Origin of the sequence: Clostridium sp. SY8519 (assembly GCF_000270305.1) — a bacterium.
Lineage (GTDB): Bacteria > Bacillota > Clostridia > Lachnospirales > Lachnospiraceae > SY8519.
This window is the reverse complement of sequence record NC_015737.1, coordinates 2074011-2085548: the sequence shown is the minus strand read 5'-3', so window position 1 is coordinate 2085548 and position 11538 is coordinate 2074011. Positions and strand designations below refer to the sequence as shown.

Below are 11538 nucleotides of genomic sequence, written 5' to 3'. Positions count from 1 at the left end.
ATCGTCTGTTCAGCGATTCCCGCTATTTTCATTTGAACGCACAGCTGTGTAAACCGTTTGCACTGCTTTCTCACAGCGGGGATTTTCCTTCGCTGCTTATTTGACAGAAGCGCCGAAGGCTTCAATCTCTGCCAGGGCTGCTTCTGTCTTATTTTCCTCGCCATGCAGTTCCCGGATTCCGAGATCCTCAGCGCCGAAAAACGCCAGCATATTATGATACTGCTGCTCCAGGCCTCCATAGACATCCGGAGAGCCGGAGCTTAACAGCATGGCATATTTCTTTGCTGCCGGTTTGTGGGGCGCGTAAAATCTGGAAATTGCCGACTGCAGCTGACCGGTAAAGCCAAAATAGTGTACAGCAGATACAAAGACGATAAGATCCGCGGTTTCCAGCAGCGGATAAATCTCCTGCATATCATCTTTCTGGATACAGGTGCCCTCGCCTTTGGTATGACAGTATTCGCAGGCAAGACATCCGTGGATATTCATCGTGCCTACCGGACAGACAGTTACCTTGTGTCCCGCGCGCTCCGCGCCTGTCTGAAATGCTTTCGCCATGGCTGCCGAATTGCCGGTTTTGCGGGGACTGCCGGTTAACATTAATATGTTCATATCACATGCTCCTTTCGCGTTTTCTGAATAAAGAACGCTGTCTCTGTTCCTTCTCGCCGCAGGGTCTTTCTCTGCGTCCTGCGGCTGTCTGTTATTGTACACCTTTTTCCTATGTGATGTAATGCATTTTTTCCGCCGCATACATTTTTTCTGCTGTTTCCCAATATTTTTTGTAAAACCACTTGCATTCTTTGCCCGCACATGGTAATATCTATTTCACGTGGTTCATTGGTCAAGCGGTTAAGACGCCGCCCTCTCACGGCGGAAACAGGGGTTCGATTCCCCTATGAACTACTCTTCATGGGGCTGCTGTACGAAGGGATTCGTACGGCAGCCTCTTTTTTATTGGAACCGAACGGTCTGCTTCCGCTTACCGAAAGGATTTACACAGAAAAACTCCCCCTGCCGGAAGGAACGCAACCGCTTCCCTTTCCAAAGCCAGGGGGAGTTTTTCTGTTATTTTTTCGATTACTCTTCTTCTGTCATCCAGGCACGGTACAGGCTCACAAGTGTCAGTCCATACAGCAGTCCCGCCACAATATCACTGAACCAGTGCACGCCGGAAATCAGCCGGCCGACCACTGTCAGCGCCAGAATCACCAGCGCCGCTGTCTGCAGAATCAGACGCATCCTGCTTTTTTTCAGTATCTTCTGCCAGCCGATCACCGCAGTTCCCATGACAGCTGTCGCCAGCATGGAATGGGAGGACGGGAAAGAGGCCTCCGGCTGCACACTGCCGGGCATGATAACCGGACGGTAGTTAACCACAACCACCTCAAAGAGTCCGTATAAAATCACAACCAGAATATATATCACACAGATTCTGCGGATGGCCGGATCGATTCGATGAAAGCTTTTGCGGGCCATCCACTCCAGGATACCGATCACGACAAAGGACAGGGCCGTCAGAATCGCGAGAATTCCCAGCACCTCGGTGAGTTTATAAAGCCCGGTATGAAATCCGATGGCCTGATGTACCGCCTTGTTGAGGTGTGACAGGCCCACCTTTGTCCCCAGCGGTCCCACCGGCCGCACATCCACCAGGCAGACCAGCGCGGTAATCACCACTGCCAGCACCGCGAAAAGCAAAAACAACTGATATGCACGTTTCTTCTGACTCATAACTTCTGCTCCATTCTTACTGTTTCCGCAAAACCCTTCCGTTCTGCTGTCTGTTCTGTATACAGAAAACGCCATGAGTCAGATCATACCACAAAAAACGCAGGCAAAGGCAATTTCCGGCTAACTTTAAGAATTCTTTAGATCATTGGCTGCCGGATCCGACGCATGTTCAAAGGCCGCCAGTTCCGGATGATTTCTTTTTTCTTCCGTATAATTCTCGTATCCCTTGGGCTTATGGGTTTCTTCTGCCCAGATCCGTTCCGCCACCGGCTTCCATTCCGCGGCATATGCATCGCATTTTGCGCAGAGATGCTCCGCGGACTCTTCCGATTCCGCATTGGTGCTGTGGGCGCCGGTTTCTGCCACAATCTCCCGCAGCAGCTGCGGATTCTCCAGCATCGGGCAGGGACGCAGATGATTGCGGTTAAACGGCTGTCCTTCATGATACTTCCGAAACAGCGGGGACTGCAGAATCTCAAGAATGCTCTTGTCATGAATATTGGAATCCGAATAATGGATAAACACACAGGGCTCCGCGTCGCCGCTGGCATTGATATGGAAGTAGTTTCTTCCGCCGGCAATGCATCCGCCTACAAATTCCCCGTCGTTTTGGAAATCCATCGGGAAAAATTCAATGGGACAGTCTCCCGTGCGCACCCAGCGCAGCTTGTCAATGATTGCCGCCCTCTGTTCCGCCGTCGGCATCAGTTCCGGCACAGCATTGTTTCCCACCGGCATATAGTGGAAATAGAACCCGAATCTGGCGCCCTTTTCCGAAATCATCTGCAGAAAGCTGTCATCGGTCACCGCTTCGATATTATTTCTGGTATAGCAGATGGAGGTGCCGAATACAATGCCGTAAGACTTCAGCAGATCCATAGCTTTCATCGCCTGGGCGTAATGTCCCTCACCCCGGCGCGCGTCATTGGTCTCCGGTGTTCCCTCAATCGAGAGAATCATGGTAATATTGCCCAGACGCAGCAGTTCCCGGCAGAATGCATCATCAATCAGTGTGGAATTGTCAAAAATGCCGAATTCCACGTCGTTGTGCTTCTCTGCCAGACGAAGAATATCTTTCTTTCTGACCAGCGGCTCCCCGCCGGTAAGCATATACAGATAGACCCCCAGCTCCTTCCCCTGGGTAATGATTCTGTCCATATCTTCATAGGACAGGTTGTTCTTGCGTCCGTAAGTGCCGGACCAGCAGCCCTGACAGTGCATATTGCAGGCGTCGGTCGGATCAAAGAGAATCAGCCACGGAATATTGCAGTGGTAGATCTCACGGTTTCTGCGGATCATCCTGGTTCCCTGAAGGAAGGCGTTGTACCCCAGGGTCATAATCATCTTATGGGCGTAATTTTCATCCGTTTCATCAATAATACGGTTGATGAAGCGCACCCAGCGGTTTTCCGGATCCCGGGCAATCTCCCGGACCCGGTCGAAGGATTCTTTGTTCTTTTCATTTCCTACATAGCGTTCCGCCAGATTCAGGATTTTTACATACTGTTCAGAACGGCTGGCTGTATCCTCTGTTTTATTCAAACGCTTCAGCAGCTGCCGCACCAAAATGCTCACCGTCCTGCGCTCCGCGCTCTGTGCCATATATTTCCATTGGTTTGCCATGTGATACACCTCATTTTCTATATCTATCGAAATCCACTATTATGTTGTTTTTTCTACATGTGTGGATTATAATATCAGAAAGCCCCAATCACAATGGTCATTCTGCCTGCAGATGTATCTTATTCCACTGTACTAACGAAAATGAGGATTATTCATGGACCGAAGAATTAAAAAAACCCGTCTGGCCATCCGGCAGGCTTACAAAAGCCTGTTTCTGGAAAAGCCAAACGGGAAAATATCCATCGCCGAACTCGCGCGGCGGGCAAACATCGACCGAAAAACTTTTTATTTACATTACAGCACCACCGATGAAGTTCTGACAGAATTTCTGCGCGAACGCATGGCGGGACTCTCCGAGCTGCTGCAGAATTCCACTGCCATGGACAGCCACCCTTTTTACGCATCGGCTCTTTTCCAGATGCTGGATGACACCATACTGGAGGATCTGGAATTCTTTCAGCAGATTTCCCGCGGACCCAACCGTTCTTTTTTCTGGCAGTGTGTCCACGACATTTTCTATGAAGCGATTCTGCAGGCGGCGAAATCTCATACTTTTAAACCAGAAAATCAGCTTCTGTACTATACCGAATATTTTACCACCGGCATCCTGGCCATGTACCGTCGCTGGCTCACCGATCCGAAGGGCAGCTCCATCGAGGAACTCAGCCGGATGGCCAGCACGATCTCCATGGAAGGAATTTTAGCGGTATTTCCGGAATATACGGATCCCGGCCGCTCTCCCACATAACCCGCGAAGCCGACATTCGCGTATCTACGGCATCCCTGCCTCTGCTTCCCGGAATCAGCATCGGCAATACAGATCACAGCTGTATCGGATCCTGTCTGCCAGCGCGTCATCAAAGACGCCGGGCGCCGCGCGCCAGCACCAGTTTCCGCCGGTGGTGGAAGGAACATTCATCCGTGCCTCCGCCCCCAGTCCCAGCAGATCCTGGGCCTGCACAATCGTGATATCCGCCGCGGTCGCCCAGAGTGCCTGGAGCATTTCCCAGTAATGATCCTGCCGGTTATCGCTTAACCGCAGATAGTCTCTGGCATAGCGGAAATCCTCCGGGGACAGGCTTTCCAGCCATCCCTTCGCCGTCTCGTTATCATGGGTTCCGATATAGGCGATGCAGTGCCGCGGATAACTATGGGGCAGATACTCCGCATTATCCGATGCCTTGCTGTCAAAAGCGAACTCCATCACTTTCATTCCCGGAAATCCGCAGTCCGCCAGGAGCTTCCGTACCGAATCCGTCAAAAACCCCAGATCTTCCGCAATAATGTGCTGGCGTCCGATCTTATCGTTCAGGGTTCGGAACAGGGCAACCCCCGGCCCTTCTTCCCAGTGTCCCCCGCTGGCATCCGGCGCACCGAAAGGAATGGAATAATACGAATCAAATCCACGGAAATGGTCGATCCGCAGCACATGGTATACCCGGCACTGATGCTCAATTCGCCGGATCCACCAGTCATACCCGTCTGCTGCCATTCCTTTCCAGTCAAACAGTGGGTTGCCCCACAGCTGTCCGTCAGCGGAAAACCCGTCCGGCGGGCATCCGGCAACCGCCAGGGGACGCAGTTCTCCATCCAGCTGAAACAGTTCCGGGTGGGACCAGACATCTACACTGTCATAGGACACATAGATCGGCAGATCCCCGATGATCTGAATTTTCTTCTCTTCGGCGTAGTGCCGCAGTTGATTCCACTGCCGGAAAAACAGATACTGTACCGCTTTCCAGAAAACAACTTCCTCCTGCCAGGTCTCCTCTGCCTGCTGCAGGGCCTCTTTATTCCTGGTTTTCCATGGCATATCCCATTCATACCAGGCTTTTCCGCCTTTCTGTGATTTCAAAGTCATAAAAAGCGCGTAATCTTCCAGCCAGTCCGCCTGGGACCGGCAGAACTGCCGGTACTCCTCCGGCGGATGCTCCATCATCCGTTTCACTGCCCGGCGCAGCACCGGATAACGCTTTTGATACAATACGCCATAGTCAGTCCGGGTATTATCATCTCCCCAGCCGCAGTCCTCATATTCACCAGCCAGAAGCCAGCCTTCCTTTTTCAGCTCATCCAGGTCGATCAGATACGGATTGCCCGCGAAGGTGGAAAACGACTGATACGGAGAATCTCCATAGCTGGTGGGACCGATCGGAAGAATCTGCCAGAAGGACTGGCCTGCCCGCGCCAGGAAATCAATAAATTCATACGCTGCCTGTCCCATGGTTCCGATTCCACAGGGAGACGGCAGCGAACTGATATGCATCAATACTCCGCTTGCTCTTTTCAATCCTTCGCTCCCTTACTGACAGATCACATACTCTGTCTCTTTGTCAAATACATGAATCCGCTCCGGATCCAGTGTAAGCTCCACGTCATCATCCGTCTGAATATTCAGGTGGGACGGCACTTTCGCGATCCAGCTGGCACCTGCGTATTCACTGTATACATTAATCTCCGATCCCATCATTTCCGCCAGGCTGACATGCACCTTCATGATGCTCTCCGGATGTGCTGCCAGACTGTCCCGATCGCCCAGCAGATGTTCCGGCCGAATTCCAAGGACCACTGTTTTGCCCACATACGGATCCAGTTCCGCCCGGTTCATATGGGCGCGGCTGCTGCCGTAGACCAGGTCATAGCCTGCCGCCGTCTTCTCGACCTTCGCGTCCACAAAATTCATCTCCGGTGTGCCGATAAATCCGGCCACAAACATATTGCAGGGTTTGTTATACAGATTCTGCGGGGTATCAATCTGATGGATCACTCCTTTTTTCATTACTACGATCCGGTCTCCCATGGTCATGGCTTCCGTCTGGTCATGGGTCACATAGACAAAGGTGGTCTGCAGTCTTTTATGCAGGGCGGAAATCTGGCTGCGCATCTCCGTACGAAGCTTTGCGTCCAGGTTGGATAACGGTTCGTCCAGAAGAAATACCGAAGGGTTTCTGACCATTGCGCGCCCTAATGCCACACGCTGACGCTGGCCGCCGGACAGCGCTTTCGGCTTTCTGTCCAGGAACTCTTCCAGTTCCAGAATCTTTGCCGCTTCCCGTACCTTCCGGTCAATTTCATCTTTCGGGACTTTTGCCAGTTCCAGCGCAAAAGACATATTCTTGTATACTGTCTTATGCGGATACAGCGCGTAACTCTGGAATACCATTGCGATATCCCGGTCTTTCGGTGCCACGTTATTGACTTTTCTGTCACCAATCAGCAGATCTCCGGCAGTCACATCCTCCAGGCCGGCAATCATACGCAGCGTGGTGGATTTTCCGCATCCGGAGGGACCTACCAGAACGATAAATTCCTTGTCTTTGATTTCCAGATTCAGATCTTTGATTACAGTGACTCCATTCTCATAAGTTTTTTCTACATTTTTAAAAGTAATGCCTGCCATTACATGTTCCTCCTACTGCGAATCAGTTACTTCTCATTTGCTGCGATACTTTCGCCCGGTACCAGATGAAACGCCTCAATCTCATGGACTGCCATAGCATTCTGCTCGATGCAGTCCAGCAGGATGTCCACACTGCGTTCTGCCATCCGTTCCTGATGCTGGCGGATGGTTGTAAGCCGCGGCTGCATATAATTACCGATCTCCAACCCGTCAAAACCAATGACGGACACATCTTCCGGGACACGTTTTCCGCTGTCCAGGAGCGCGCGGATCGCCCCGATTGCCAGTGTATCCGACATGGCAAAGACCGCTGTCAGTTCCGGCATCCGGCTTAACAGGTGTTTCATCGCTGTGTAGCCGGACGGAATATTAAAGTATGCTTCTTCATACTGTTTCTGGTCTCCATAATCCAGATGGTGCTTGCGGAACGCGTCTTCACAGCCCAGGAACCGACTGCCGGCCGCATTGGATGAACTGCGTTTTCCGCCCAAGATTCCAATCTGACGATGTCCCTTTTCCACAAGCTGATCAATGGCGTATTCCGCTGCCGTCCGGTCATCCGTGCTTACGCTTGAGACCAGCGGATTGTTCAGGTGCGCGCCGGAATTTGTTACCAGTACACAGGGGATATTGATTCCTTCAAAATCATGTTCGAAGTTTTCCAGATTGCTGCCCAGGAACAGAATGCCCTGGGGCCTGCGTTCCTCCACAATTTCTTTGGCTGCCAGCACTTCGTTCTCATCTTCTTCAAAGTAGTAGACCAGCGCCTCATAGCCCTTGCGTGTGATCATTCCCTGGATTTTTTCCATGATTTCCGCAAACAGCATATTCTGCATTCCTTTGATGACAATCGCGATTCCCGCCTGCTGATGCTGCTGTTTGAGATTTCTGGCATTGCTGTTCAGCCGGAAATGATGCTTGTCCACCACTGCCATGATCGCGCGCCTGGCTTTTTCCGATACGCCCGGCGCATGATTCAGACAGCGGGACACCGTACCGACAGAATATCCGGACTCATTGGCCACATCTTTTATTGTCATACAGCACTCCCCCTCTTCTTTCGCTCCGCCTGTCGGCAGATACGGCCTGTATTTCGCATACAGCGGAATCCTGCTGCCGGATCAGCCTTTGACTGCGCCTGCAGCGACTCCTTTAATAATATGTTTCTGACCAAGCAGGTATACAATGACAATCGGAATCACCGTCATGATGATACTTGCCATCATCGGCCCCATTTCCACTTTTCCATAACTGCCGCGGAAATACTGGATCAGCATCGGGATGGTCTTATATTTCGTAAGATCCAGCACCAGTGTAGGCAGAAGATAGTCGTTCCATACCCACATCGCTTCCAGGATACCAACAGATACCAGGGTCGGCTTCAGGATCGGGAATACCACCAGGAAGAAGGTCTGGATCGGATTGCATCCGTCAATCATGGACGCCTCTTCGATTTCCAGGGGAATGGACTTCATGAATCCGGCAAACATAAAGACCGCCAGGCCTGCGCCGAATCCCAGGTAAATAATGAAAATATTCCAGGGTTTGTTGAGTCCGAGGCTGTCAGCCGTCTGGGAAAGGGTAAACATAACCATCTGAAACGGAACTACCATGGAAAATACGAATAAGTAGTAGCAGGTTTTCGCGAATTTACTTTTTACCCGGGTGATGTACCATGCGCACATGGAGCAGCACACCAGAATCACGATAACCGATGTTACAGTAATCAGAACACTGTATCCAAAACTTTTCAGGAAGCCCTGGGCAGTAATTGCCTGCCAGTAGTTCGCCAGCCGGGCAAAGGTTTCACTGGTGGGAAGCTGAAATACGGTAGCTGTGCCGATGGCGTCCTCCTGCTTCAGGGAGTTCATCAGAATCATAAAGACCGGATAGATGTAAAAGCAGGCAAGAATAATCAGCAGAACCATCCAGATGTAATTTGAAGCTTTTCTTTTGGTTTTCATTTACTGCTGCACCTCCTTTGAGCGGGTAGTTTTCAGCTGAATGATTGACAGTACGATGACGATCACGCAGAAGATCACTGCCTTCGCCTGTCCGTAGCCCTTCCACTGCATGCCGGCACGGGCATAGAAGGTATTGTAGATATTCAGCGCCAGCATCTCCGTCATATGCTTCGGCTCTCCGGCGGTCAGCGCCAGGTTCTGGTCAAACAGTTTGAAGGAGTTGGTCAGCGTCAGGAATACACAGATCGTAATCGACGGCATAATCATCGGCAGTTTGACTTTCCAGAATGTCTTCATGGAAGATGCGCCGTCAATGGCCGCGGCTTCCACGATATCATCCGGCACATTCTGCAGTCCGGCGATATAGATAATCATCATATATCCGATCTGCTGCCATGCCATCAGAATAATCATGCCCCAGTAGCCTGCGGTGGAATTCAGCGCAAGCAGCGGTTTGCCCACTACGGAAAGCACACCGTTGATCAGGATCTGCCAGATATAACCCAGCACGATGCCGCCGATCAGGTTCGGCATAAAAAAGATGGTACGGAAAATATTGGTTCCCTTCAGCTTGCGTGTCAGAAGCAGTGCCAGTCCCAGTCCGCCGATGTTGATGGTCAGAATAGAGACCACCGCGAACAGTACGGTAAACAGGAATGAATGGGTAAACATCTTGTCTGACAATGCGTAAACGTAGTTCTTCACCCCTACAAACTGAGCATTTCCGACGGTAGTGAACCGGCAGAAGGAGAGATAGAGGCCTTCAATAAACGGTATGATAAATCCGATAACGAAAGCTGCCAGTGTAGGAATAACGAAAATCGGCGAATATTTCTTTAATGCCTTTTCCATAAGTTCCTCCCTTTGAGAAATTCCGGGATCTGTCCAGATGCCCTGCGGTCTTCTGCAGACAGATTCCCTTCCGATTCAGCGGATCGGAAAGTCAAAAATGGACAGGCAGGTCACCTGCCTGTCCATGATGTTGCAAAATATGGATACTGTTACGTTCAATTATTCATTTGAAGAAATTTTGTATTCTTCAGCCCAGTTGTCAACAAATGCGGATTTCACTTCTTTCCAGTTCGCATCGGTCGGTTTTGCTGCATAAGCGGTCAGCGCATTGCCCAGAGTATTCTTCCATTCTTCGGAAGGGATGGTTGAGAACGCCCAGGATACCGGTGTCTTGCCGGAATCTGTCATTTCCTTGTCTTCTTTCAGGAACAGGTTGGTTGCTTTCTGTGCTTTCTTGAACGGAATGTTGAATCCCATGTCATCTGCCATTGCCTTGGTACCTGTCTTGGAGGTTACACACCAGTTCATGAAATCAAGCGTTGCCTGAATGTCCTCTTTGCTTGCCTGGCTGTTTACACACCAGTAGTTCTCGGTACCGCTGCATAAGCCCTGTTTTGCTTCATCGCCGGCGCCGATATAGATGGGGATCATTGCCAGTTCGTCATCTTTCATGCCTGCTTTTTTCAGGTTTGCGTATTCCCAGGAACCGTTCTGGAAGAATACTGCCTTGCCTTTGGTGAATTCGGATTCGGAGTCATCCGCTGTCTTGGAGGACAGTTCGGATCCCTTGCAGGTGCTGTTGTTGATATAGAGATCAAAGATGTTTCTGTAATTGTCCAGATAGGTTCCCTTCAGGGTCTCGGAGGAATCTACGCCTTCATCTTTGTACTCAAAGTAAATCGGCATATTTGCCAGATGGGTCTTGAATCTCCAGTCGGAGGAACCATCCATACCTGCGGATGTGAATGCCGCAAATCCCAGCTTGCTGCTTCTCTTGGTGATGTCTTCCGCAACTTTCTTCAGATCTTTGAAGGACTGGATATCTTTGGTGGTGTAGCCGGCTTTCTTTAACAGCTTCGTATTCACGATCAGGCCGTAGCACTCGGTTACATAAGCGATACCGTCCACTTTGTCGCCGTCCTTCAGTGTGTACGCATCATTGGTCAGCTGTTTGTACACATCGGAGCCGGACAGATCATAGCAGTAATCTTTCCAGTTCTTTAAGCCGTTGACACCATTTACCTGGAATAATGTAGGAGCGCCGCTCTTGCCCATTTCACTGGTCAGAGTCGTCTCATACTCATTGGATGCCGCCGTCACGACCTTAACTTCCGTACCGGTCTCTTTCTGATATTCCTTGGCCAGGCTCTTCCATGCCTTATCTGCCTCCGGTTTGAAATTCAGATAATAAACAGATCCTTTTCCGGAGCTCTTTGTGGTCTCTGCTCCGGCGGAAGAACCGGACGCGCTGCCGGAATTTCCCCCTGAAGAACTGCTTCCGCATCCTGCAAGCATTGTACCGGCCATTGCGCCAACCAGTGCGATGGCAACCCATCTTTTCTTCATAATTTTCTCCTCCTTGATTTGTTTCCCTAAGTGAAAACCTGATTTGGAAACGTTTCCAAAATCTTTTTATTTTCCGTTTCCAAATCAATTACTTTCGAGTTACCTGTATTTTACATGGTTTGTATTTTATTTACAATATCATCCGGTTAATTTTCAATTTTTCGGCAGTTATTCCAATATGAAACGTTTCCATTTGTGTATGTCGTCTGGTTTTTCGTCATTTTTATTATACATATTTCTTATTCTGTATGTTTTATGTTTGGAAACGTTTCCACATTATTTGGAAATCTTCATGGAAACATCTATGGAAATTCATTAGAACCCTTCCGTCTCTCTTCTTTTTCCACCCGGGAATCCCTCCTGTTTCACCGCGTATACACTATGCAAACCTCAAATTTGTATACATATTCCCATTTTATATTTTTTCTGTTATCATAATTATACTTTTATAAAACTACT

10 protein-coding genes and 1 tRNA gene are annotated in these 11538 nt (G+C 50.0%); 2 read left to right on the top strand and 9 right to left on the bottom strand.

Annotated features, from left to right (window positions below):
- Window positions 1-96: 96 nt before the first annotated feature.
- Window positions 97-612 (bottom strand): flavodoxin family protein, encoded by a 516-nt coding sequence (locus CXIVA_RS09760; RefSeq protein WP_013977862.1) that lies wholly within the window; start codon window positions 610-612, stop codon window positions 97-99.
- 222 nt (window positions 613-834) lie between these two features.
- On the opposite strand from CXIVA_RS09760, the gene CXIVA_RS09755 reads away from it, so the two are divergent.
- A tRNA-Glu gene (locus CXIVA_RS09755) sits at window positions 835-906 on the top strand.
- Window positions 907-1080: 174 nt separating this feature from the next.
- Here CXIVA_RS09755 and CXIVA_RS09750 read toward each other — a convergent pair.
- Both CXIVA_RS09750 and CXIVA_RS09745 read right to left on the bottom strand, forming a co-directional pair.
- The gene (locus CXIVA_RS09750; RefSeq protein WP_013977861.1) at window positions 1081-1734 is read right to left on the bottom strand and encodes a phosphatase PAP2 family protein; all 654 of its coding nucleotides are present in this window, start codon (window positions 1732-1734) and stop codon (window positions 1081-1083) included.
- Between the two features lie 126 nt (window positions 1735-1860).
- Entirely contained in the window at window positions 1861-3357 is a 1497-nt protein-coding gene (locus CXIVA_RS09745) for a radical SAM protein (RefSeq protein ID WP_013977860.1), read from the bottom strand.
- Between the two features lie 154 nt (window positions 3358-3511).
- Here CXIVA_RS09745 and CXIVA_RS09740 point away from each other — a divergent pair, with 154 nt between their 5' ends.
- On the top strand, window positions 3512-4105 hold the full coding sequence (locus tag CXIVA_RS09740; protein ID WP_013977859.1) for a TetR/AcrR family transcriptional regulator: 594 nt from the start codon (window positions 3512-3514) through the stop codon (window positions 4103-4105).
- 54 nt (window positions 4106-4159) lie between these two features.
- Here CXIVA_RS09740 and malQ read toward each other — a convergent pair whose 3' ends face one another.
- The 6 genes from malQ to CXIVA_RS09710 all read right to left on the bottom strand — a co-directional run bounded on the left by malQ (window position 4160) and on the right by CXIVA_RS09710 (window position 11079).
- Window positions 4160-5647, bottom strand: a complete 1488-nt coding sequence (gene malQ / locus CXIVA_RS09735) for a 4-alpha-glucanotransferase (RefSeq protein WP_013977858.1) — start codon at window positions 5645-5647, stop codon at window positions 4160-4162.
- A 12-nt stretch (window positions 5648-5659) separates the two neighbouring features.
- Window positions 5660-6757 carry a sn-glycerol-3-phosphate ABC transporter ATP-binding protein UgpC gene (ugpC, locus tag CXIVA_RS09730; RefSeq protein ID WP_013977857.1) on the bottom strand — a complete coding sequence of 366 codons (1098 nt, stop codon included), beginning with the start codon at window positions 6755-6757 and terminating at the stop codon, window positions 5660-5662.
- A 26-nt stretch (window positions 6758-6783) separates the two neighbouring features.
- The gene (locus CXIVA_RS09725; RefSeq protein ID WP_013977856.1) at window positions 6784-7797 is read right to left on the bottom strand and encodes a LacI family DNA-binding transcriptional regulator; all 1014 of its coding nucleotides are present in this window, start codon (window positions 7795-7797) and stop codon (window positions 6784-6786) included.
- 81 nt (window positions 7798-7878) lie between these two features.
- On the bottom strand, window positions 7879-8721 hold the full coding sequence (locus CXIVA_RS09720) for a carbohydrate ABC transporter permease (protein ID WP_013977855.1): 843 nt from the start codon (window positions 8719-8721) through the stop codon (window positions 7879-7881).
- Window positions 8722-9573 (bottom strand): sugar ABC transporter permease, encoded by an 852-nt coding sequence (locus CXIVA_RS09715; RefSeq protein ID WP_013977854.1) that lies wholly within the window; start codon window positions 9571-9573, stop codon window positions 8722-8724.
- Between the two features lie 159 nt (window positions 9574-9732).
- Complete coding sequence (locus CXIVA_RS09710; RefSeq protein ID WP_013977853.1) at window positions 9733-11079, bottom strand: ABC transporter substrate-binding protein; 1347 nt, start codon at window positions 11077-11079, stop codon at window positions 9733-9735.
- Window positions 11080-11538 lie beyond the last annotated feature (459 nt).

Excerpts from the sequence above, each read along its gene's own strand:
- CXIVA_RS09760 (WP_013977862.1), bottom strand. The coding sequence starts at position 612 with ATGAACATATTAATGTTAACCGGCAGTCCCCGCAAAACCGGCAATTCG.
- CXIVA_RS09750 (WP_013977861.1), bottom strand. The coding sequence starts at position 1,734 with ATGAGTCAGAAGAAACGTGCATATCAGTTGTTTTTGCTTTTCGCGGTG.
- CXIVA_RS09745 (WP_013977860.1), bottom strand. The coding sequence starts at position 3,357 with ATGGCAAACCAATGGAAATATATGGCACAGAGCGCGGAGCGCAGGACG.
- CXIVA_RS09740 (WP_013977859.1), top strand. The coding sequence starts at position 3,512 with ATGGACCGAAGAATTAAAAAAACCCGTCTGGCCATCCGGCAGGCTTAC.
- ugpC (WP_013977857.1), bottom strand. The coding sequence starts at position 6,757 with ATGGCAGGCATTACTTTTAAAAATGTAGAAAAAACTTATGAGAATGGA.
- CXIVA_RS09725 (WP_013977856.1), bottom strand. The coding sequence starts at position 7,797 with ATGACAATAAAAGATGTGGCCAATGAGTCCGGATATTCTGTCGGTACG.
- CXIVA_RS09720 (WP_013977855.1), bottom strand. The coding sequence starts at position 8,721 with ATGAAAACCAAAAGAAAAGCTTCAAATTACATCTGGATGGTTCTGCTG.
- CXIVA_RS09715 (WP_013977854.1), bottom strand. The coding sequence starts at position 9,573 with ATGGAAAAGGCATTAAAGAAATATTCGCCGATTTTCGTTATTCCTACA.
- CXIVA_RS09710 (WP_013977853.1), bottom strand. The coding sequence starts at position 11,079 with ATGAAGAAAAGATGGGTTGCCATCGCACTGGTTGGCGCAATGGCCGGT.